The organism is Actinotignum saccati, assembly GCF_051265055.1.
GTDB lineage: Bacteria > Actinomycetota > Actinomycetes > Actinomycetales > Actinomycetaceae > Actinotignum.
The window spans coordinates 123434-145306 of the sequence record NZ_JBOZCC010000006.1 but is presented as its reverse complement, the minus strand read 5'-3'; the positions used below and the strand labels follow the sequence as shown (position 1 = coordinate 145306).

At 62.6% G+C, this 21873-nt stretch carries 17 protein-coding genes and 1 pseudogene; 10 read left to right on the top strand and 8 right to left on the bottom strand.

Features of this window, described 5'->3' with window-relative positions:
* Window positions 1-399 (top strand): annotated as a pseudogene (locus tag ACRQEC_RS06650) (hypothetical protein); the annotation flags it as partial.
* A 131-nt stretch (window positions 400-530) separates the two neighbouring features.
* Here the strand turns inward: ACRQEC_RS06650 and ACRQEC_RS06645 are convergent.
* The 7 genes from ACRQEC_RS06645 to ACRQEC_RS06615 form a co-directional block, all read right to left on the bottom strand.
* A complete protein-coding gene (locus tag ACRQEC_RS06645) occupies window positions 531-3605 on the bottom strand; it encodes an AAA family ATPase (protein WP_284890571.1) in 3075 nt (1024 codons plus the stop codon).
* A gap of 6 nt (window positions 3606-3611) precedes the next feature.
* Window positions 3612-4985, bottom strand: coding sequence for an exonuclease SbcCD subunit D (locus ACRQEC_RS06640; RefSeq protein ID WP_284890572.1), 1374 nt, complete (start codon window positions 4983-4985; stop codon window positions 3612-3614).
* 139 nt (window positions 4986-5124) lie between these two features.
* Window positions 5125-5691, bottom strand: a complete 567-nt coding sequence (locus ACRQEC_RS06635) for a phosphoribosyltransferase (RefSeq protein WP_425541649.1) — start codon at window positions 5689-5691, stop codon at window positions 5125-5127.
* A gap of 84 nt (window positions 5692-5775) precedes the next feature.
* Window positions 5776-6648 carry an inositol monophosphatase family protein gene (locus ACRQEC_RS06630; protein WP_284890573.1) on the bottom strand — a complete coding sequence of 291 codons (873 nt, stop codon included), beginning with the start codon at window positions 6646-6648 and terminating at the stop codon, window positions 5776-5778.
* The gene (rsgA, locus tag ACRQEC_RS06625; protein WP_284890574.1) at window positions 6649-7767 is read right to left on the bottom strand and encodes a ribosome small subunit-dependent GTPase A; all 1119 of its coding nucleotides are present in this window, start codon (window positions 7765-7767) and stop codon (window positions 6649-6651) included.
* Window positions 7764-9125 carry a 3-phosphoshikimate 1-carboxyvinyltransferase gene (aroA, locus tag ACRQEC_RS06620; protein ID WP_284890575.1) on the bottom strand — a complete coding sequence of 454 codons (1362 nt, stop codon included), beginning with the start codon at window positions 9123-9125 and terminating at the stop codon, window positions 7764-7766. The genes rsgA and aroA overlap by 4 nt, the downstream gene beginning before the upstream one ends.
* Entirely contained in the window at window positions 9126-9629 is a 504-nt protein-coding gene (locus tag ACRQEC_RS06615) for a DoxX family protein (RefSeq protein WP_284890577.1), read from the bottom strand.
* A 107-nt stretch (window positions 9630-9736) separates the two neighbouring features.
* Between ACRQEC_RS06615 and ACRQEC_RS06610 the strand changes: the two genes are divergently transcribed.
* From ACRQEC_RS06610 to ACRQEC_RS06570, 9 genes are all read left to right on the top strand, one after another.
* Window positions 9737-10330 carry a sigma-70 family RNA polymerase sigma factor gene (locus tag ACRQEC_RS06610; RefSeq protein ID WP_307886242.1) on the top strand — a complete coding sequence of 198 codons (594 nt, stop codon included), beginning with the start codon at window positions 9737-9739 and terminating at the stop codon, window positions 10328-10330.
* A complete protein-coding gene (gene rsrA / locus ACRQEC_RS06605; RefSeq protein ID WP_026429087.1) occupies window positions 10327-10656 on the top strand; it encodes a mycothiol system anti-sigma-R factor in 330 nt (109 codons plus the stop codon). The genes ACRQEC_RS06610 and rsrA overlap by 4 nt, the downstream gene beginning before the upstream one ends.
* 154 nt (window positions 10657-10810) lie before the next feature.
* Complete coding sequence (locus ACRQEC_RS06600) at window positions 10811-10885, top strand: 50S ribosomal protein bL37 (protein ID WP_096334972.1); 75 nt, start codon at window positions 10811-10813, stop codon at window positions 10883-10885.
* A gap of 572 nt (window positions 10886-11457) precedes the next feature.
* Window positions 11458-12030 (top strand): MIT C-terminal domain-containing protein, encoded by a 573-nt coding sequence (locus tag ACRQEC_RS06595; protein WP_284890579.1) that lies wholly within the window; start codon window positions 11458-11460, stop codon window positions 12028-12030.
* Between the two features lie 154 nt (window positions 12031-12184).
* Entirely contained in the window at window positions 12185-12535 is a 351-nt protein-coding gene (locus ACRQEC_RS06590) for a PadR family transcriptional regulator (protein WP_284890581.1), read from the top strand.
* Complete coding sequence (locus tag ACRQEC_RS06585) at window positions 12522-13334, top strand: DUF5808 domain-containing protein (RefSeq protein WP_284890583.1); 813 nt, start codon at window positions 12522-12524, stop codon at window positions 13332-13334. Before ACRQEC_RS06590 ends, ACRQEC_RS06585 begins: the two co-directional genes overlap by 14 nt.
* Before the next feature lie 2 nt (window positions 13335-13336).
* Entirely contained in the window at window positions 13337-13675 is a 339-nt protein-coding gene (locus tag ACRQEC_RS06580; RefSeq protein WP_284890586.1) for a hypothetical protein, read from the top strand.
* A complete protein-coding gene (locus ACRQEC_RS06575) occupies window positions 13668-14519 on the top strand; it encodes an ABC transporter ATP-binding protein (protein ID WP_284890588.1) in 852 nt (283 codons plus the stop codon). Before ACRQEC_RS06580 ends, ACRQEC_RS06575 begins: the two co-directional genes overlap by 8 nt.
* Window positions 14516-15385, top strand: a complete 870-nt coding sequence (locus ACRQEC_RS06570) for an ABC transporter permease (protein ID WP_284890590.1) — start codon at window positions 14516-14518, stop codon at window positions 15383-15385. Before ACRQEC_RS06575 ends, ACRQEC_RS06570 begins: the two co-directional genes overlap by 4 nt.
* Window positions 15386-15526: 141 nt before the next feature.
* On the opposite strand, the gene ACRQEC_RS06565 is transcribed toward ACRQEC_RS06570, so the two are convergent.
* Window positions 15527-21832: a DUF4011 domain-containing protein gene (locus ACRQEC_RS06565; RefSeq protein ID WP_435729857.1), complete on the bottom strand. Its 6306-nt coding sequence runs from the start codon at window positions 21830-21832 to the stop codon at window positions 15527-15529.
* Window positions 21833-21873 lie beyond the last annotated feature (41 nt).

The window sequence follows — 21873 nt, the reverse complement described above, 5'->3', positions numbered from 1 at the left end:
GGCATCAACGACGGGGATGAGGTCAATGGCACTAAGAACCCGTTCCAGGACGATAAGTTCAATAAGGACGGCAAGCCCGGTAACACTGACCCGCTCAACCCCGACACTGATGGTGATGGTCTCACTGATGGTGATGAGGTGACGGGCGTGAAGAATGGTGGCAAGCCGACTAACCCGAATAAGGCCGACACGGATGGTGACGGTATCAACGACGGTGACGAAATCAAGAACGGCACCGACCCGTTGAACCCGAACGATCCGGGTAAGCCTGCGCCGAAGACCAAGAAGGTGAAGAAGACTCTTCAGGTCACTGGTGCAACGAGCGTTGGTCTTGCTGGTACGGCGGCAATCTTGCTGCTTGCTGGTGGGCTCGTGGTGACGCGGCGCCGTAAGGCATAAGTGCTGAACTGATCGCGTAACGCAAGAGAGGGGCTGGCAGACGAACCTTCACAAGGACACTCTGCCAGTCCCTCATCTATGTACAAGTCCGCTCACTCGATGGCTCTGAATGGCGGATTCACCCAGAAAATCTAGGCGGTCACACGGATATGCGAGGTGCCGTCGTCTCGCGGGATAACGGAGATGCGTTCGCTGATCATCTGTTTCATTTCCGAAACGTGGGAGACAACCCCTACGGTGCGCCCGTTTTTCCCGAGGCCATGCAACACTCCCATGACCTGATCAAGCGCTCCATCTGAAAGCGAGCCGAAGCCTTCGTCAATGAGGAGGGTATCGAGGTGGATCCCTCCATTTTCCGCGCGCACCACTTCCGCTAAGGCAAGGGCCAGGGAGATGGACACATAGAATGTTTCGCCTCCCGAGAGCGTGCGAACGGAACGTTGGACCGGTTCGGGGCCGGCGTGGTCGATAACAGCCAGGCCGAGGCCGGTTTTCGACTGGTGACTGCCCTTCTCCTTTTCGTCCGTCCGGATGAGCTCAAAACGCCCGAGGGAAATATCTGCGAGCTGCTCATTAGCAACATCAACAACTTGCTCGAAACGGTGTTGCAGCACAAAGGTTTCCAGGGGAACTTTCGTTACTGATTCGGGGCCCGCGGTAGCCAAGGAAGCTAGACGCACAACCGCCCCGGAATGCTCACGAAGTTCCCGCCATGCCTGAAGATCTCGCTGTGCGGTGCGCAAGCGTTCCCCGCCGGAGCGGGCCTGGTTCTCTGCCCTCGTAGCCCGCGCTCGTGCTTCTTGAGCGGCGTGGCGCGCCAGCGCGCTGGCTTCGGCAGCCCCTGCGACGTCGGCCTGAGCATCCTCGGGAAGCTCAGCGAGCTCCGGTTCGGCGAGCTCGCGTTTCACATCGCGGCATTCCTCATCAAAAGCGGTGATGGAATCTTGGAGCTGTGCCTCTTCCACTTTGCTGAGCACGGCAGCCTTTACCGCCGGGGCATCCGCGAACTCAGTGCCGGCCAGAGCCGCAGCGAGCTCTTCACCGCGAGCCTCTTCATCTTCACGTGCTGCGAGCACCCCACTCGCGGCGGTGTTCCAGGCATCCTGAGCTTCACGTAGTTCATCCAGAGCCGTGCGGCGCGCTGCGATAGAAGAAAAGCCGGCGTATTCCGCACTTAGGTGGGTGAGCTGCGCGCTGATCTCACGGGCGAGAGAGGTGTTTTCAGCCTCTAATTGCGCCACTTCGGTGCGCAATTGCTCCAGGGAAGTTTCCCGCGTGCGGGCTTCCTCGGCAAGTTGCGCGAGCCGCTTCTCCAAGTCTGTTACGCGCAAAGCTGCCTGCTGTGCCGCACTCACATCAGCGCGGGCAGCAGCTAATTCTGCGCTGGCCACGTCCGCGGTGGCATCTCCGGCCACGGCGCGTTGCTCAGCAAGCTGGGCTTTTATTTTCTCCACATGAGCTAGGCAGGTGCTGTAGTGTTCCCGGGCGGTGCTGGCAGCTGCCTGGGCGGCCTTCACCTGCGCGGCAGTGGCACGCACGGCTTCGGGCGGGGCGGGTGCCGGGTGGGTACAGGATCCGCAGACGGGGCAGGGCTCATTCTCACGCAGCTGCCCCGCTAATTCACCTGCGGTGGACTGCACCCACGCGTCGGTGATTTCCCTGGCGGAGCTTTCCTTTTCCTGAACCTGGGAGAGAGCATCTGCCAGCGCGGCACGGGCTTCTGCTTCCGCTTTTTCGCTGGCGGACACCCGCTCCAATACCTCAAGGAGTTCCGTGGCACTGCGCACCCGCTGCGCGGCAGCAGCCTCACCGCTGGCAGTGGCACGGGCTGTATCGAGCTTGCCCTCTACCTCCTCGCGTTCAGCCGTGGCGGTAGTGGCTTCTTCACGTAGTTTTTCCACCGCGCGCTGGCGCTCGGCGAGCTGTTCGGTAGTGCGGGCAGCTTCCTGCTGTTTGGTCTCTACCTCTTTTTCCGAGCGCTCCAATTCGGTTAAGCGCCCGCTAGCTTCGCTCAGCTCGGTGACCAGACGGTGCCCGGATTCCACCCCGGCAGGGCTGAGATCAGTGACGGGGCCGTGTTTGCCCCCGGTGCCCGAGCCGAATTCTGCGAAAACAGCCACGAGGCGGGCTTGGGCTTGTGCGCAGGCAGCAGCACAATCGCGGCTCTCTTGGAGAGCCCGATCAAGGGCATGCACATGCGGCAGGAGCGGGGCGGCGGCGCGGTGGGCAGCGAGGCGGGCGCGATCCGCGGCGATCACGGCTTCGCGTTTCTGGAGCTGGCCGGCCCGGGCGCGCAGATCCCGGCGGCGTTCAATGCGGGCAGCCAAAGCGCGTTGCGTGTTTTCAGCTTCCCGAGCCAGCTCGAACGCGGCTTCGGTTTTTTCAGCCTGGGTGAGTGCCTCGCTAGCACTCCCAGCGGTGGTAGCGAGTGCCTGCTCCAGGCCAGCGACTACCGCTTCGCCTTCGGCTGGTAGATCCACGCCTTGAGCGGCGGCGGTGAGGGACTCGCTTTCCTCGGGGGGTAGCTCCAAGGCGGTTGCGGTATTGGAGACGGCTCGCACGAAGGTTTCCTGAGCGTTTGCGATAGCTCCGCGGGCCGCGCGGGCGTGATCTGTGAGCCACTGGGTGACCGAACCAAATACCCGGGTATCAAAAATTTGGGTGAGCAGCTTGGTGCGTTCCTGGCTTTCCAGCCGCAGAAACTCAGCGAACTTTCCCTGCGGGAGCACGATAGTTTGCAAGAACTGTTCCGCATTGAGGCCGAGGAGGTTGCTGATATACACCCCGACATCGCGGGCTTTGGTGGCAATCGGAGTGCCGCCATCTATATCCCCGAGGTCCACCGCAGTTTCGGAGAGCTTCCATAATTTCGCGGTGGCTGCGGTGGGGGAGGAATTGCCCGGTTTGGTGAAGCTCGGGGTGCGCCGCACCCGGAATGTGCCTGCTTCGATGGTGAAAATAACGTCCGCGTAGCTGGTGGTGGAGGGATCAACATACGTGGAGCGCAGGCGCTCGGTTGAGCTTTCTTTCCCGCCGGCTACCGTACCGAAAAGCCCGAAAACGACGGCGTCAATAATGGTTGATTTGCCAGCTCCGGTGGGCCCTTCCACCAGGAAAAGCCCGGAAGCTCCCAGGGCGTCAAAATCAATAACTTCCCGCCCCGCGAAGGAGCCGATACCTTGAAGTTCTAAGCGGCGCAGCTGCATGAGGCTCTACTCCTTCTCCCCGGTGCGGACGGCTTCCCACGCCGCCACCATGACCTGGTTTTCTTCTTCTGTGAGATCTCGGTGCCCGCTTTCCGTCATGAATTGGCGCAGCACGCTCAGGGCATCGAGGCGGCGAGTATCCGCCGTGCTGTGGCGGGTGGCGGCCGGATCTACCACGTGGCGGATTTCCAAAGCGTGCGGGAAAGCGGCCCGTACCCGGGTGGTGAGATCCGCCGGGCGGGCCGAATCGGTTACCAGAATACGCGCGAATTTACCCCGATCATCACGGTGTGCGGAGCTGAGCACCTCAGCTAGCGGCGCTTCGATGGTGACGATGGGGCGCCATACCGGAGCTGGAATGAGTTCTTCTTCCACCAGGGCCCCACCTTCAAAGGTGAGAAGAACAGAAGATTTAGGCCGGGTTTCCGAGAAAGAAAAAGCGATGGGCGAACCCGAGTAGCGCATAGGCGGCAGCCCGCTAGCTTCAGAAGTGCCCGGTTCTGGCGCACCGCCCACCCGCTGCGGAGAATGCAGGTGGCCCAGTGCCACGTAGCTCAGGCCCGCCGTGGCGCTAGCCCCTGCGCCTCCCAGGGCGAAAAGCGCGGCGGGAACAACTTCCACCCCGCCCACCGAAATATCGCGTTCGGATTCACTGGCAGCCCCGCCGGCAACGAAAGCATGTGCCATAGCGATGCGCGCCAGCGGCTTACCAGCGTGCGGGCCGTGCTGAATATCCGCGGCAATACGCTCCAAAGCTGCGCGCATGACCGCGGCGTGCGAGCGTTCCAGCAGCTCTGTGCCATCGGTGCCATCGGCGTGACCGACACGAGCAGCAGGATCGACACGATCCGCATTATCCGCGCCATCATGACCAGCATTACCAGCATGACCAGCATGACCAGCGTGATCCGCGTGATCCGCGTTATCAGCGCAACCAGCGTGCGCAGCACTGCCCGCCAGGCGGCGGCGTTCCACATCGGGATCCAAATAGGGGATGGGGTAGACCAGCGCTCCAAGATTACCGGCGCGATCACGCACTTCTACCGGTTGGGCGCAGCGCAGCGGATCGGTGCGAATGACGATGCGCTCCTGGAAAAGCTCCGCACCGAATCCCAGGCGCTGGGGAGAATCATGATTCCCGGAAATCAAAATGACCGTGGTGAGTTGCGCGAGCCGGCGCAGGGTGCGCGAAAAAAGCTCAACCATGGGAGCGGGTGGGACGCTGCGGTCATAGACATCCCCGCTAATAAGGAGGGCATCTACACCGCGTTCCCGCACGGTATCCACCACGTGATCCACCCACATTTCAAAGGCGGGAGTGAGATCCGCCCGGTGCAGGGTACGCCCGAGGTGCCAATCGGAGGTGTGCAAGATCTTCATGGCTTCAGCCTACTGTGGGGCTACGACAAAAATTTTGGCCCGATGAGGTTTCGGCCCCGTCCGGCCACGTTCGGCCCGCGGAGCGCACCGGCTCACGGAATGTACTGTCCCGCGAACGTCCGACGCACCGCACCCCGCTTTAGGCTTCCGCCTGGCCTCCGTTGACCGGGTCCTTATCCGACCACGGGAAGGCAATCCACGCGTCGGTGTGCAGATAGGCGTAATCGGGTTTGAGCACCGAGCGTGACTTTTCGTAGAGGACCGCAACGCGAATCTCAGTGGCGTACTCTTCGCAGAGTTCCTTCACGAAGCGTAAGGTACGCCCTGAGTCAGCGACGTCGTCGACAATTAAAACCCTTTTGCCGGCCATTCCACGCACGTCACCGGAAGGTTCCACCAGACGCGGATCCTTGAGCGTGACGCCGATGCCGGTGTAAAACTCGACGTTGAGGACGAGCATGCTCTTGAGGTCTAAAGCGTAGGCAATTGCGCCGGCAGGAAGCAGGCCGCCGCGGGCCACGCTCACGATAATTTCCGGGCGGTAGCCGGAATCCCAGATGTCGCGGGCGAGTTCGCGGGTGACCTCGCCGAAACGGTCCCAGGTGAGAACCTCGCGCGCGGGCGTGCTAGTAGGCGCACTACCGGGCGCGCTGCCGGGAAGACCCTCGTTCTCGATCAACGGCTCGGCCTTATCACTGCTACCCACGGCTCCTCCTTCGATTAGTTCCGGCTACCCGGTTGGATCTGTTCCCGGCTGTGCGGGTACGTCTTGCTCTCGCTATCCGGTCGGCTATTCGCGGCTACCCGGCTGGACATGTGTCTCATTAATAATTGCTTGAGCGGCGGCGTGCAACTTTCCGTTGGTGACCAGTGCGCTTCCCCACCACGGCCCCGGCTTGCCCTCCAGCGAAGTGAAAGTTCCCCCGGCTTCTTCCACGATCGGCACCAGCGCCGCCATATCGTAGACATCCAGGCCCGGCTGCGCGGCAATATCGAAGGCTCCCTCGGCCAGCAGCATATAGGGCCAGAAAGCCCCGTAGGCGCGGGTGCCCCAGGTGGCGCGGGCGAAAGCGATGAGGGTGGGCATGCGCCCGGTTTCGTCCCAGCTCGAGAGGGACGAAAAACCGAAAGCGGCCCGGTCCATCCGGTCAATATCGGAGACGCGCAGGCGCTGGGGTTCGCCCCCGTTTTCACTCAGCCACGCCCCACTGCCGCGGCTCGCCCACCAGCGCCGCCCGAGCGCGGGCGCGGACGCCATCCCGGCCACCATCTGGCCGTTTTCTTCCACACCGATAAGCGTGGCCCACACCGGGTTGTGACGCACGTAGTTGCGGGTGCCGTCAATCGGGTCAATAATCCAGCGCCGCGGGGCGTGCTCCAGGCTGCCGCCCTCCTCTTCCCCGTACACGGCATCCTCGGGGAAATCCCGCTCCAGATACTCGCGGATGAGCCGCTCGGCCGCCCGATCCGCATCGGATACCGGCGAATTATCGGGCTTCGTATCCACGGTGAGGCGGCGGCGCTCATAACGCTCCAGGGTGAGGGCGTCCACGGCATCCGCAACGGTGTGCAGAAAAGCGATGGTGGAGCTGGCATTGAGCGTTTCGCGACCGTCGAGCGCGGCGGGCGTGGTAGTCGCGTCAGACCCGGTGTGAGCATCCATTTATTTCTCCCATTCTTCGAAGCCGCGCGAGGCGAGCACGCGGCGCAATGAACTCACCCGCTCGCGCAGGCGTGGATCGGTGAGGCTATCGAGGGCGCATTCGGGTTCGGTGGCCTCGTGGCTGCACCCGCGCGGGCATTCCAGCGCGGTTTCTTCCAGATCAGGGAAACCGCGGAGAATATCGGCGGCGTCCAGATGAGCCAGTCCGAAGCTGCGCACCCCCGGCGTATCAATGAGTTGCCCGCCGCCGGGCAGCGGAAAGGCGATGGCGGAGGTGGAGGTGTGACGCCCTTTCCCGGTCACCTCGTTGACGTGCCCGGTTTCGCGCGCCGCGGCCGGCACTAGCGCATTGAGCAGGGTGGATTTGCCCACTCCGGAATGCCCCACGAGCACCGTGGTGCGCCCGCGCAGCGCCGCGCGCACGGCCTCCAAGCCCGAGTTCGTGGTTGCGTTCTGAGGTGCGGGAAGTGCGTCCACGTCCGATTGCGTGGCAGATTCCCCCGGCGCGGGCACCGTGTCAGAGCCCGAGTGCATGGCCGCATCCCCGGCTGCGGGAGCTGCGCCGTCGTACCCCAAAGCCGTTGCGAGAATCGGGACCCCGAGCGGTTCGTAATACGCACGCAAGGCATCCGGGCGCGCCAGATCCGCTTTGGTGAGGATGAGGAGCGGATCCATGTCGGCGTCGCGCGCGGCCACCAGGCAACGATCAATCATGCCGCGCCGCGGTTCGGGTTGCGCGAGCGCCGCCACAATCGCCATCTGGTCCGCGTTCGCCACGATGGTGCGCTCGCGTTCGTTGCCTTCGTCTGTGGAACGCGTGAGTTGCGAGCTGCGGTCCTCGATAAAAACGATGCGGGCCAGGGTGTCCTTGCGCCCGGAAAGGTCACCGGTCAGGCGTACTTTATCTCCAACAACGACGGCGCCCCGGCCCAATTCCCGCGCTTTGACCGCAATGACGCGGGTGCCTTCGTTCATGAGCACGGTGTAGCGCCCGCGGTCGATGGTGATGACCTGGCCGAGGGGCCGGTCGGAGTAATCGGGCCGAATCTTCGTGCGCGGCCGCGAGCCCTTTCCGGGGCGCACCCGCACGCGGGGATCGTCGGTGCCGATATCCCTCATCGGCCCACCAGGTCTGTCCACATCTGGGCGAAACGCGGCATGGTTTTCCCGGTGGTCGCAATATTTTCCACCCGCAGCCCGGGGATGCGCAGGCCGAGGATCGCTCCGAAAGTTGCCATGCGGTGGTCTTCGTAGCTGCGGATGATCGGGTTGTTTGCGGCGGGCTGCACGGCCTGCCCAGCAGCCGCCGGCGTGATAATAATGTCATCGCCTTCTTCGCGGGCGGGAATTCCCACGCCGCTCAGCTCCGCGGTGATCGCAGCCAGCCGGTTGGTTTCGTGCCCGCGCAGCTGCCCGATATTGCGCAGCGCGCTCGGGCCGGTGGCGAAGGCCGCCACCGCGGCAATCGTGGGCGTGAGCTCCCCAACATCGCTAAGATCCGCATCGAGGGGTGCAATATCCCGCGGCCCGGTCAGCTCAAGCACACCGCCATCGCGCAGTTGGGCGCGCGCACCCATGGCCGTGAAAATATCGACGATCTGCGCGCCGGGCTGGGTGGTATGCTCCGGCCAGCGCGGAATTTCCACGGTCCCGCCCGTCACCATAGCGGCGGCCAGGAAAGGCGAAGCATTGGACAGATCCGGTTCCAGCACCACTGTTCCCAGCTGCGGGGTGCCCGGATGCACGTGCCATTCCACCGCCGGGTGTTCGGGGTCTGCCGGGACCCCGCCGGCCGCGAATTCTTCCACTTGAATACCGGCGCGGCGCAGCACGTCCACCGTCATGGCCAGGTGGAAAGCGGAAGGAACCTTCGGCCCCACCGAACGCAGCACCAGCCCGCCCTCGCAGCGCGGGCTGGCTAGCAGCAGCGCGGAAATGAATTGCGAGGAGGCGGAAGAATCAATGTCCACCGTTCCGCCGCGCAGGCTGCCCTGGCCGTGCACCCGTACCGGGAGGACCGCCCGCCCGGCGCTATCGCTGGCGGCATCAACCTCCACTCCCAGATCACGAAGAGCCCGCACCACCGGGTCCATAGGGCGCACGCGGGCGGCGTCGTCGCCATCAATCACAACCTCACCACGCGCGAACGCGGCCACGGGCGGGACGAAACGCATGACCGTTCCCGCAAGCCCCGCGTCAATGGTGGCGCCGTGGAGCGAGGCGGGGGAAATATCGAGGACGTCCTCAGCTTCGGTTGCACCGCGCTGCCAGGCGACCCCTACACCCATGCTCGCGAGGGCGCGGGCCATGAGCTCGGTATCGCGGGCGCGCAAGGGCGCGAGGATTCGGCCCGTGGTGCCGGGCCCGCCCAGCGCGGCGGTGATGAGGAAGCGTGCCATGAGTGATTTGGACCCGGGGACGGCCACGCTGCCGCGCACGGGGGAGGGGTGGAAGGGTGCTGGCCACAGGTCAGTCATTTAGGAACGCTTCGCCTCTCTGATTTGTTCGCGTGCTTGAGCGCGCACATCCGCGAGCTCATTGCGCTGATCGCGCCATTCGGAAACACGGTACCCCAGGGAAGGCTTGCCCTTGCGATCCGTCCACGCCAGGGCGGCGCCGCCGGCCAGCCCGAGCGCGCCGAGCAGCCCGCTCAGCACCTCGCGCCGTTCGCTCTTCTCCGCTGCCCAGACCGGGTGATTGGCCAGGGCCACCGGGATTTGGGTGAGGGCGAGAGCCGCGCCGGACAGGCGCTGGAATTTGCCGATGGAAAGGAAGGTCCCGCCGATGAGCTGGACGGCGCCCAGCGCGCGGGTGAGAGTGGTGGTGTCAACGGATTCGAGATCAACCCCGGCCATTCCGGCCAGGCCGGCGATGTTCTCTGCCCGTTCCTGGTGGTCCTCGGGGTGGCGTACCGCGGACAACCCCTGTGCAATAAAGGGCGCGGCAAGTAGGGGCCGCGCGAGGAATCGAATCATACCCATACCTATATTCTTACACTAAATCGGGGAATATACCCGCGTTTTCCGGGCGTTATACCCATGTCAGTCCAGCAGACGGACTAGGCTAGACCATGATGAGCACAGACCTAATGAGAAGCGCCCCCGATGAAACCGCAGCCGAACGCGCCGCGCGGTTCGAACGGGATGCTCTTCCGTATCTCGACCAGCTATACGGGGCCGCGATGCGCCTCACGCGCAATCCCACCGACGCCGAAGATTTGGTTCAGGAGGCCTACGCCAAAGCCTTCTCGGCCTTCCACCAGTACCGGCCGGGCACGAATTTGAAGGCGTGGCTCTACCGCATCCTCAATAACACCTTTATTTCTAATTACCGCAAGGCGCAGCGCCAGCCCAAGCAGGCTGACTCCTCGGAGGTGGAGGATTGGCAGGAGTATCGGGCGGCTTCGCATGCTTCCTCGGGGATGATGTCCGCGGAAGCGGAGGCGTTGGAGAATCTGCCGCAATCGGAAATTCGCGATGCTTTGAGCGCGCTGCCGGAAGACCGCCGCATGGCTGTGTATCTGGCGGATATTGAAGGCTTCTCCTACCAGGAGATCGCGGACATCATGGAAACGCCGATCGGAACGGTGATGTCCCGTCTGCATCGCGGGCGTAAACAGCTGCGGGAATTGCTCGCGGATTACGCACGTGAACTCGGCTATGGGAAGAAGGAGAAGAAGTGAGCGGTGAGGATAGGTTGCAGCGCGGGGTAGAAGACTCGTTCCGGAACCGCGGGATTGAATTAGATAGCGCCGCGGGGGAGTGTTCCTGCCGGGATATTACTGATTATCTTTTCGAGTATCTGGATCACCAGCTTTCCGCGGTGCAAAGCGAGCGGTTGCAGGCCCATATTTCGGGGTGCTCGCGGTGTACGGAACGGGCGGAAGCGGAAACCCACGTGCGCGATATTTTGCGAGCCTCGTGCCGGGAGGTCGCGCCGGCGACGCTGCGGGTGCGGATCGCCCAGCAGATTTCGGTGTATCGGCGTACCACTCGCGATTTCGGGTAGCGCCGCGCGTTGCGCCGGCTCGCGGTGCGGTGCGCGCGCCGTTTCGGGTAGTTTCGCCACATTGTGCCGGTTTTATTTACCTGACCGGTCGCCCTTGGTAAGCTAATGTGGTTGCTCGTTTACGAGCTGAGAAAACGTGACGTGAGGAGAGAACATGAGCCAGCGTGGTCGTAAGCGCAAGGATCGCCGCAAGAAGAAGGCGAACCACGGCAAGCGCCCCAATTCCTAAAGTGGTGTGCTCGCTGTTGCGAGAAGCGTAGAGGGTCCGGTTTCGTCCGGGCCCTTTATTTTTTACGACGACGCCGCCAGCTGGCGGGATGGGCTTTGGCGGGTTACGCCGCTGCTCGACTCGAGCCGACTCGATTCGAGACCCCAGTGTTCCCAAAAATCTCGGAAGTCACATGAATCTCAGCGGGGAGAGGGTGTGTTTTCGCAGCTGTACTTCATTTGTTGTACAGACGCAGTACACCTCGGAAAAACAGCCCCAGTCCAGCCGCTTCCGTGCCTGAGCTAAGTGACAAAAATGTCACTATGCATGTCACTATGCAGAAAGGGAGAGCGCTCGCGATAGGGCTTTGTGGACTATTGGTTGCAGAAAACGCACATGTGAACTGGCGAAACGGCGCGCGGGCGTCGGCCAGTATGTGGTTCTATTCCATAGTGGCAAAAATGTCACTATGCAGGGAGTATGCAGGCGAATAAGGTGCGATTCGCGCGGTGGTCTGCGAGTAGAAGCTGTGGCCGCGGGTGGGATCAGCCACCTCTGCCGAGAACGCCTGGCCGGTCATCTATATTTTCCTTATGGGAAAGCATGCACTAGAAACCGATGAGGATCATGGCGGTCAAGAATCTTTGCATTGGCATGGCCGCGGTCGGCACAGTGTCGCGCTTCCGGGCTATCGCTTCTTTGAGGAGGGGCAAACTGGTGTCTCGTTTGAGACGTTGTTTGCAGCCCATTTGCGTGGATGCACGAATATCGAATTGCATGACCCGTTCATTTCGATGGCTTATCAGGGGCGCAACCTTGTTGAACTAATGGCGGTTGTGGCCCTGGTGAAAAATCCCGAAAAGCGATGCCGCTTTCGGCTGCATACACTTACGACAAAAAAGGTGGAGTATCACGGCGGTCGGGTTAAAATGTTCGAGAAGATAGCGAAAAATGCCGCGGCCCATGGTATTGACTTCGAAGTGATTTTCGATCCGGATGCTCACGACCGCTGGTTGCGTACCGACACCGGCTGGATCATTTTCCTAGGGCGTGGAATTGATATCTTCCATAACTTCGAGGGTGGCGCTTACGCTTTCCCCAGCGCGCGCCAAGAGTTTAGGCGGGCACGCGCCTTTAGTATTTCCTACGTTCGGAAGAATCAGTAGGGGCAGCCAGGTTCCTTGTGGTAGCACTGCTCGGATTTCTCATATCCTGAAAACTCGCCGCGCTACTGTGCTATCCCTACTACTATGTGATGCATACAAGCGGTGCGAACGTACCTGCACTGCACCCGCGCCGCGGTGACCAAAAGGGGGAGTGGTGGCTGATTCTCAGCTTCGTAAAGGCGTGCTTGAACTCATCGTGCTCGCCTCGCTTTCCAGGGCGCCGGCTTACGGCGGGGCATTGCTCCAACGCCTGGAAAATGCGGGTATGGCGGTATCGGCCGGCACCCTCTACCCGCTTCTCAACCGTCTGAAAAAGGCTGGCCACCTGGCTATTCACTGGGAGGAATCCCCGGCCGGGCCCCCGCGCAAGATCTACACGATTACCGTGGCTGGCCGCAGCTACGGGGAACGACTCGCCGGCGAATGGCGCAACCTAGCCGCCGTCGTCACATCCCATCTCACCGCCCTCACAACCGACCGAGGTGATAACAATGCCGGAGCCTAACTCGCCTACAACCCCCACGGCTACCACCGATTCCGGGATTCCCACCGCTTCGGGGGTTCCCACCGATTCTGAGGTTCCCACAATCTTCGGAATCCCCGCTTCTCTGGAAGCCCTGCGCTCCCGCGAAGCGCGCTCGCGCTGGTTCGAACCGGAAAATCCCCGGATTTTCGTGCCGCGCAGCTTCGGGATCGGTTGGGATATTAATATGGGCGCGCTCGCGGTGCGCCTGGGAATGATTCGCCCGGATGATTCCCTCCCGGACCTGGAAGACTATATTCCTCCCCGCACCCGCCGCGCCCTCAGCATCGCGCCAGCTCTTGGCGGAGCCCTCACTGCGGGAGCAGCCGCCCTGGTGGCCCGCCGCCACCGGCTCCTTCCCTCGGGTTTTCGTGCCAACCTGCGCCCTCGCAGCATAGTTCCGGCGGTGCAGGCCGTGGCGCCCGCCGCGCTCCTCGGAGCTGGCGGCACAACGCTCGCGGCCTGGGGTAATCGCGAACGCGTGGATGTTCCAGCTACCGCGCTCGCGGCCGGATTGCAGGCCACCGCTCTCCTCTCGCTTGTGGCACAAGACCGCTACGCCAGTCACCGCCCGGCCTCGGCAGCCCTCCTAGCTGGATGTACCGCGGTGGCGCTTCCCGCGGTGGCAGCTGGCGTCGTCGTCGCCACTACGCGCGGAGCGCTACGGAATCTGGACCGTTTGCTCAAACGCAAGCACTCGGAGAATCCGGCCGCATCCGCAGGCGCCGCCGAGGCCGCGCGCGGCACTACAACCTCACCCGATACGAAAGAAACTGAGTAACCATGGAAGATTTTCTTGCTTTGCCCGCGGCGGCGCAGATCGCCCTGGGAATCGTGGCGCTGATTCAACTCACCCTGCTGATCACGAGCCTGGTGCTGCTGTCGCGGTGGCCGGAGCGGCAGCTCGCCGGGGTGCCGCGCCTGGGGTGGGTGGTGATTGTGCTGCTCGGCTCGCTGGTGGGGACCTCGCTCTTCCTCTTTATGTACGTGCGGGCGCGTAAGGCGTTGGCGCAGCGGCAGGCCTGGGAAGAACGGCGGGTCACGGGTGCCGGCAGGCAAGCGGCGGCGCCCGCAACCCAACCCGCCAACGTGAGCGAAACGGTGCGTGAGCTCTATGGATAAGACGTACGCGGTTCGCACCGAAAATCTCAGTAAGAATTTCGCGGGGCTCGCCGCCCTCACGGATGTCAATCTGCACGTGCCCGAGGGCTCGGTGTACGGGCTGATCGGCGGGAACGGTGCCGGGAAAACTACCACAATTAAAATTCTGCTGGGGCTTATCGCCGCCAGTTCCGGCACGGCGCGGGTGCTTGGGCATGAACGGGGCACGCTGCCGGCCGCCCCGGTGCCCGGCGTCGCCTACCTGCCGGACGTGCCCAGCCTGCCGGGGTGGATGAGCGCGCCGCAGGCCCTCGAATTTTTCGGCGAGGTGTCCGGGGTGGAACGCGCGGTGGCTCGCCGCCGGGCCGCCAATCTGCTCGAGCTGGTGGGCCTGACCCGCGCCCCGGGGAATATTGGCGGGTTTTCCCGCGGCATGACGCAGCGCCTGGGGATTGCCCTGGCGCTGGTGGGCGCTCCGCGGCTCCTGGTGCTGGACGAACCGACGAGCGCCCTCGATCCGCTCGGCCGCGCCGATGTGCTGAATATTATTCGCGAGCTGGCAGGGCGTACCACCGTGCTTCTCACCTCGCATCTGCTGGCGGATGTGCAGCAGGTGTGCGATCACGTGGGGATGCTGCACGAGGGCACGCTCCTTGCCGAAGGGCCCCTCGATGAGGTGCTCGCGCTCTACCGGCCCGAACGCGCAACGGTGCAGGTCAGCGTGGCGCGCGCGGATACCGAGGCAGCGCGCACCGCCATCGCGGCGGCATGCGGGGCAGCGGGCGTGGAGGCGCAGCTCAATGTCGCCCCGCCCTCGCTCCAGCATGTATACGAATACCTCTCGCGCGGAAAGGTAAGCCAATGAGTTCTGCTAATACTCGCGCCACTGACACTCGCGCGACGGATCGCCCCGCCGCGCGTACTCAAACCGCGCGCACTCAAGCCGCGGACATTCGCACCGGCAACCGCGCGGTGCTGCGCTACGACCTGCGCCGCCTGCTGCGCGTGCCCAGCACCTGGGTGGTGCTCGACCTGGCGCTGCTGCTCGCGGTGGTCTCCCCGCTCACGGCGCTCTACGCCCCCGATATTATTGCCGCGCTGGCCGGGCCGGATACCGCCGCGGCGCTCGGCGCGGCCATGCCCGAGCCCACCTGGATCCAGGCGCACGCGCAATGGGTGAAAAACCTCCACCAGATTTTCGGCGTGCTTTTCGTGATGCTCGGCGCCTACCAGATCGTCACCGGGATACTCGGCGGCCCGGTGGTGCTGATCGTGACGCGCTCGGTGAGCCGCACGGCCGTTTTCGCCGGGAAAATGCTGAGCACGGTGCTCCTGGTGGCCGCGGTTGCTTTCGGCGGCAGCGCGGTAGCCGGTATCCTCACTCGTATTCTTTTCGACGACGGCGCCGTGCTCGCGCTCCTGGGAGCCGCGGCACTCTGGCTGCTTGCGATTATTTTCCTGCTTTCCGTGGTGGTCCTGGCCGCGGTGGCGACGGGAAATATGCTGGCCAGCGCCGGTATCGGTTTCGTTGCGTACCTCGTGCTGGCGTTCGGCGGCATGTGGGAGGCGGGCGCGCGCTACAGCCCGCTCGGTTTGAATGATGCGGTGGGCGCCGTGGCGAGTGGTGCTGAGGTTCCGGGCCTGTGGTGGATAGGAACGACGACGGCGCTCGCGGCCTGCGCGCTCCTCTGGCTCGCACTGCGCCTCTACCAGCGCCGCCCGCTCGGGTAAGTTAGCGCGGCCGGAGCGATCCCGGCTTCGCTGAATCCGTCAAGACGGCCCGCCACGAGGGCGGCACAAGCGATCCGCTTGAATGGTAGAAAATAAGCGGCTCCCGCATTATGCTCAATGCGGGAGCCGCTTTACTGCCGGCTAGTCCCGGTGCTCGTTACCGTACAAAAGCACCGCTTCGCTCACCCGAGCCTGGGAATCCGGGCTGAGCCGCAAGAGGCTGAATTCTTTGAGAATACGGCGCACGAAATCCTCATCAGGATATTCGCCCCACCGGTATTCTTCCGGATACTTGTCAACCAATACGCGCGCCATATTATAGATTTCGCGCAGCGGAATCTCGTTGATGCCTCGGCCGGGGTAGGGGCGGTAGTAATGCCAATTCTCCGGGTAAACATCCTCAGGCCATACAAATTCTTGGCCATCGGAATCATCAACGAAAATCTGATCCTGAGGGATGAACGTATCGAGTATTTTGTTAACCTTCTCGGAGGTCCGTTGCCGCCCAAACCTCTTAACAATCGCTACCCGCAAGGACTGCAAAGGAAGCGGCGCACTCTCTTCGATCATCTCTCGCACGGCTTCGCGAACTTCGGCTGTTCGCGCGGTAGACATGGGGAATTCCAACTCCTCGCGGCTCCCCAAGGGCGATGTGTCCGGGAGAGTTAACGGTGCTGGGCATGGCGGAATATCGGTACCCCAGTCATCAACGCTCTCGCTTATGTGACGGACGGATTCTCCGGGTTTCGTGCCGTGTTTTTCCCAGGCTTCCCCAAAACGCCAGCGTTCCTCAGAAGTGTCAGTGGGATTTTCCGGGGTGGCTGGTTTGAGAGCGACCCGAATTGTACTTCGCTTCGGTTGCGGAGCAGATTGCGGGGTTGGTTGCGGATCCTCCTGGGTGCCGTGTTGCGCTGGCTCAGCCGCACGTTTTGCTTTCGTGTGCGTGTTGCGATGCGCCGAGGGGACTTCGCGCCAGGTGAGAGCCGATTCGGCATCCGGGTCCTTGTGGTTGCTCACCGGGGCGCGGCTGCTTTCCGGGGCTGGGGTGAGCTCCTCGCTAGGCGCGGCATCGCCATCCGCTGCTGCCGCGCGGGCGAGTTTGGCTTTGCGGCCGGCCAGCTTTTTCGCGGCCCGCTCCTGACGTTTTTCTGCCTTCCGTTCCTCTGCCGCGTACCGTTCCTTGGCTTTCCGCGCCGAAGCATCAATGCGGTCAATGACCCCATCCGGATCGCGCCGCAGTTCCGGAAGCCACACGCGTTCCACCGCGAGCCACCCCATCATGGAGGTCAGCAGCTGCGGAGTAATATCACGATCCGTCACGGTGGGGAGCGAACTCCATTTTTCGTCATCGAACATGACAGCCAGCAGCCACACCTTGCTGCCCGGTTCGCGCACCACGATATCGAGGGTGTAGCTCGACAGGCCGTAATCACCCTCCACTTCCCAACCGCGCTCGCGCAGCTCGTGCATGAGTCGATCACGCACCGGGTTGTCATTAATACTCAGGGCGCGGGGAAGCGCGGAACTGCCCTCCGCGGCCGAATCAGCCAGCGCGGGAGCTGCGCCGTCGTTCTGAGTACGCGCGCGGGCCCGCAGCATGTATTCACGCAAGTCCTGCATTCCGCGCGAGCGGGTGCGATTGAGGTCGATGTCTTCCGGATCGAAGGAGGTGACCACCAGCACCTCGCTGCGGGCGCGGGTAATGGCGACGTTGAAGCGGCGCTCACCACCCTCGCGGCTGAGCGGCCCGAAATTGAGGGGAAGCGGGCCACCGGGTTCGCGCGGTGAAAATGCGGTGGAGAAAATAATGACATCGCGTTCGTCGCCCTGGACGTTCTCAAGATTCTTGACGAAAAGCGGATCCTTTTCCTGTTCCATCGCGGCGCGGATGAGGGGATCGCGTGAGTCTTCCAGCAGGTCAAGAATAAGGTTGCGCTGCTGGATATTGAAGGTAACAACACCAATTGACTGGTGTGCCAATGCCGGAGAATTGAGGCGCCGGTGAATATCGCGCACGATTTCTTCGGCTTCCACCCGGTTGGTTCGGAAGGTGGCCCCGCGGCTGCGGTCGAACGTTCCAGAAACGCGCCGCATACTCACGCCCGCACCGCCGAAAAGTGCCGCGTTACCCGGCGAGGGGAAACTGGAAAGTTTGCCTTCGTAATAGGCTTCGTTGGAGAAGGCAATGAGGGATTCATCCCGGGAACGGTAGTGCCAGGAGAGCCACAGCCGCGGCAGGCCGGACTCGACCGCCTCGGAAAGAATCGACTCCAGATCGCTAACCACCGTCTCTACGAGGGGGCGATCCGGATCGTCAAGGTCCTCATCGTCACCGCTGAAGGGCCCGGTTTTCCCGAAACGCGTAGGCGGCATCTGCCGGCTATCCCCGGAAATGATCACCGCTTTGGCGCGTCCGATGGCACCCATCGCCTGATCAACGGTAATTTGGCTCGCCTCATCAAAAATGACGACGTCGAAAACTACGGCAGTGGGATCTACGAACGTGGCAAGCGATGCCGGGCTAGCGAAGAAACAGGGTGTGGCTTCCAGGATCTCCTCGGTGAATTCTTCCAGCAAGGAGCGGAAACTGCGTGCCCCGCGTTTGCGATCCAGGTTGCGCCGCAGGGTTCCCACTTTCCCGTGGAGCTCCCCGGGGCGGAAAGAACGCCGCGCCATGAGGGTAGCCGGTAGTGCCTGGGTGGCTTCGCCCTGGATCGTGGCAAAAGCCTCCTGGAGGCGGGTGAGATCCGAACTATTTTGTTCCGAGAGGGAAATATGGCCGCTGAAAGCCCGCATGCGTTCTTCCGCGCTGGTGGAGGCCACCCCGCGGCGGAAGGCCAGCGAAATATCACGGTCGGGCACCTCACCCATTTCGATTTGGTGTTGGAATTCTTCCAGGCCGTTCTTGCGCAAGATCGCGGTGGCGCGGTGCCATTCGACCGCGGCAGCCAGGGAATCACGCCCGGCTGCTGACCAGCGCGGATACCACTCGCGGAAAACGCTCATCCACCGGTTTTCCGAAGGGAGCTGCAGATTGGCGGCAGTCGCCCAGGCGTCCCAGGTGGAGCTGATGATGTCGAGCGCGGCACGAGCATCATCCAGGCTGCCGGCGCGGCGGGTGAGCTCCACCAGGGCGGGGAAGCGGGTGGAAAGCTCCAAAGAACGCTGGAGAGAATCCGCTGCCTCCGCAAGAGCTGCCGGAGCGCTCGGGTCGCTGAGGGCCACACTCACGCGCTGGCGAGCTCCCGGGATGTTTTCTAATTCGGTTTCCAGATCAGCTAGGGCGCGGCGCATATAGCTGAGCCGGCCGAGCGCGGCCCGGACTGTATCAGGGGAGTGCTTGCCCTCAATATCCGGTTCCCGCCCGGCGGGCAGCGCCGGAATAAGGGCTGAACGGTAGGCCGCCACGCGTTTCTTCTTCCCGAAGAAGCCGCCCTCCGCGAGCTCATCGAGCGCGCGGGTGAGTGCGGAGGTATCGCCGTACGCGAAGAACGCGGGAGAGAAAATGTCGGTGAAAAACTCCAGTTCGGGAGCCAGCCGGGAAAGCTTATCGGCGACCGTTGCGATTTTCCAGGTGGAGGAGGCCAGCTGCCGGGCTTCATCCGGATCTAGTAGCGGTGAGGTTCCATCGAGTGCTTTGCGTACGTCCGAAAGCGGAACGCTCTCCAGGGTATCGGCTAGCTCCGGGTAGCGCTCGCATTGCGCGGCCATGGCCGCGAGCCCGTCAAAAGCTTGGATGAGTTCGGGGAGCGGGGCGTGATACGGGCCCACCAGCTGCCAGGCGGCCATGGCGGCCAGATCGGTGCTGCGTGCTCGCACTGCAATATTGGGCAGTGCTTCATCAATAGTGGCGATAGTTGCCCGCGCATTCGGATCGGTGACGAAGCGTTGCGGAACTATCGCGACCGCTCCCTCGCCAAGATCGAGGGAGGCAGTGACGGCCGACCAGAGCGAATGCCCGGCTGCATTCATTCCGTGCACAAGCGCCGGGTAGGCCGCGAGGGGTTCGAGGCGGGAACGCAGCAGTGCCCGCGCATTATCCCAGCGGTGCATATCGTAATGAACACTCGCGTCAATCGCGCCGCGCAATTGATCCCGAATCGCCTGGGGGCGTTGCTCGCCACCGTGTAAATCGAGAATAAAAGGTGCCAGGCCAATGCGTTCCATGCGTGTTTTGACGACGTCGAGCGCGGCCTGCTTCTCCGCCACGAAGAGTACCCGTTTCCCCTGTTCCAGGAGGTGGGCGAGGATATTCGTGATGGTTTGGGATTTCCCGGTTCCCGGAGGCCCCTCCACCACGAAGCTATATCCCTGACCGGCCGCGGATACCACCCGCATCTGCGCCCCATCGGCGGGAATAGGGAGATTCAGCTCTGCCTCATTCGGGGTAACCTGCTCAATCGGCGGGAGGTCACCCGGCTCCACGAAACTTTCCCCGGGGCGCAGGGTCAGGTGTTCAAACACCGGAGATTCCATGAAAATATCCCAGTGATCGCGCAGATCCCGCCACATTCCGAACGTGGAAAACTTGGCGATACCCAGGTAGACATCCCGAGTCACCGTAAAGGGAAGATTCTCGCGCACCAGCGCGGCGGAAATCTCACGGAGTGCGTAGTCAATATCGAGACCGGAAGCATCAAGCTTCGGTTCGGAAAGCGCGGTGATATGCACGCCGTGTTCCTGATGGAGCCATTCCACCAGAGAATGGTTGGGGGTGGCCTCGGCGCTGTTATCGGCTTGGATTGTGAAACGGGAACGGCCTGAACCTCCCCCTAGCCGTACCGGGAGGAGGAAAAGGGGTGCGCTGGCATCTTTCCCGTTTTTGCTGGTGTAGCGCATCGTTCCGAGCATGAGATAAAGATTTGCTGAGCCGGTTTCCTCCGCCAGCGTTTTCGTGGTGCGAGCCAAGTTCTTAAAGAACTCGGCGTAGCGGTACTCCGTTACGTGCCCGAATAGGATGCCGCGCTCGCTCAGCTCATCGCTCACCTCAGCATCGGATAAATCGCTCACATCCGTAGTTCCGCGCAGGAAACGGTTATCGGAAAGATCATCCTGGGCGCGCATCGTAATGCGATCCCCGCGGGAAATGCGATCATCAATATCCGCCAGCATTCCAGCTCGAACTTCGAATTCCAGGACTTCTTTGGCCGGTTTGATATTGAGGAGGCGGTTGCGCAAGGTGAGGTCCAGGAGCTCACGCTTCCAGCGCTGCACCCGGGCAGGGGCCGCATCGCTGGTATCCAAAGTGAGATAATCCGCGGAATCCTCTCCGGCCAACTGCTGCGCCAATTTCCCGGCAGCGCGAATATCCGCGGCGGGGGAGTGCGTGTGAGGAGCGGCCGTGGCGGCCTCGGCCTCGGCTGTGGCTGAGGCCGTGCTTGAGGCATTCGGCAGGGCGGTGGCCGGAGGGGCTTGAGTGGGGAGCGGGCGCAGTCCATCTCTATGCGATTCCGCCAGTCCAATGAGGGCAAGAACAGTACCGTCTGTCAGCTTGGCCTTGGTGCGGTTGAGGTTATCTGGGAAGCTGAGCGCGGCGTCGTAAAAAGCAGCATCCAAAGCAAGAACCGCACCGGAACGCAAATAATTATTGATGGAGGCCGGTTCGGTAATAACCGGTTCGCGCAGGCCGTCCTCCGTGCTTGCAATACCGACGAGGGCGTGCCCCGGCACCAAAATAATCACCGGGAGCAACCCGCAGGACTGCGCCAGGGCCGCGTAGGTAAGAACCAGGTCGATGCAGGTTCCCGCTTTCGCGGTGAGAACCTCCTCCGTGGTGCGGATGCGCTGGCCGGTATTTTCGAAGGACGCGGGTGGGGTGACGTAACGGATATCTTCGGCGGCTAAAACCGCGTAGACAGCCGACATGATTTGAAGCACCCGTTCGATACCGGCCTGGTAGCCCTGCACCGAGGCATCGCCGGTGGCTTCCTTGAGTAAATCGGACACCTTGCGCACCAGCGCGGGAATCTGCGGGGCGTTGGGCTGCGCAAAAGCCGCCAGGGACTCAAAATATGCCGGAGCGTGGAACCACTCATTCGGAGCGAGAATACGTATATCGGCTCGGGCATACCCGGCCGCGGAGTTCCCCTCGGTGCGTAGATGTGCTTCTAGGGTTCCGGGTTGGGATTCGGTGGCCTGTAATAGGGGAGTGCTCGGGTCGAGGCGGGTGTGCGCGAGGAAACGCGGTGCTACCGGGGTGGCCTTTCCGGGCCGAAGTTCAGGAAGGGGAACCGTGAGATCGAAAAGCGAATCCGCGCCAATACGAGCGCTCAGGTCCAGGTGGGCCGGTTCGCTCGCCTCACTATCCGACGTATTGGTAGCGAGAATATTTTTGATAACGGGAACCTGGTTATGGGCAAGTGCCCAGCCGGTTTTCCCGGCATAGGAGATCTCAACGCGGAGGATTCCGGATTCCACAACAAGAACGTCGATTCCCTCAGATCCCACTCCGCTCATTCCCGCTAGTGCCCTTCCGTATGGTGTGTGCC

Bases quoted from the DNA above. Each gene is read 5' to 3' on its own strand.
- ACRQEC_RS06645 (WP_284890571.1), bottom strand. From the start codon at position 3,605: ATGCAGCTGCGCCGCTTAGAACTTCAAGGTATCGGCTCCTTCGCGGGG.
- ACRQEC_RS06570 (WP_284890590.1), top strand. From the start codon at position 14,516: ATGAGTTCTGCTAATACTCGCGCCACTGACACTCGCGCGACGGATCGC.
- ACRQEC_RS06610 (WP_307886242.1), top strand. From the start codon at position 9,737: ATGAGAAGCGCCCCCGATGAAACCGCAGCCGAACGCGCCGCGCGGTTC.
- ACRQEC_RS06575 (WP_284890588.1), top strand. From the start codon at position 13,668: ATGGATAAGACGTACGCGGTTCGCACCGAAAATCTCAGTAAGAATTTC.
- rsgA (WP_284890574.1), bottom strand. From the start codon at position 7,767: ATGAGGGATATCGGCACCGACGATCCCCGCGTGCGGGTGCGCCCCGGA.
- ACRQEC_RS06615 (WP_284890577.1), bottom strand. From the start codon at position 9,629: ATGGGTATGATTCGATTCCTCGCGCGGCCCCTACTTGCCGCGCCCTTT.
- ACRQEC_RS06630 (WP_284890573.1), bottom strand. From the start codon at position 6,648: ATGGATGCTCACACCGGGTCTGACGCGACTACCACGCCCGCCGCGCTC.
- ACRQEC_RS06585 (WP_284890583.1), top strand. From the start codon at position 12,522: ATGCCGGAGCCTAACTCGCCTACAACCCCCACGGCTACCACCGATTCC.
- aroA (WP_284890575.1), bottom strand. From the start codon at position 9,125: ATGACTGACCTGTGGCCAGCACCCTTCCACCCCTCCCCCGTGCGCGGC.
- ACRQEC_RS06595 (WP_284890579.1), top strand. From the start codon at position 11,458: ATGGGAAAGCATGCACTAGAAACCGATGAGGATCATGGCGGTCAAGAA.
- ACRQEC_RS06580 (WP_284890586.1), top strand. From the start codon at position 13,337: ATGGAAGATTTTCTTGCTTTGCCCGCGGCGGCGCAGATCGCCCTGGGA.
- ACRQEC_RS06640 (WP_284890572.1), bottom strand. From the start codon at position 4,985: ATGAAGATCTTGCACACCTCCGATTGGCACCTCGGGCGTACCCTGCAC.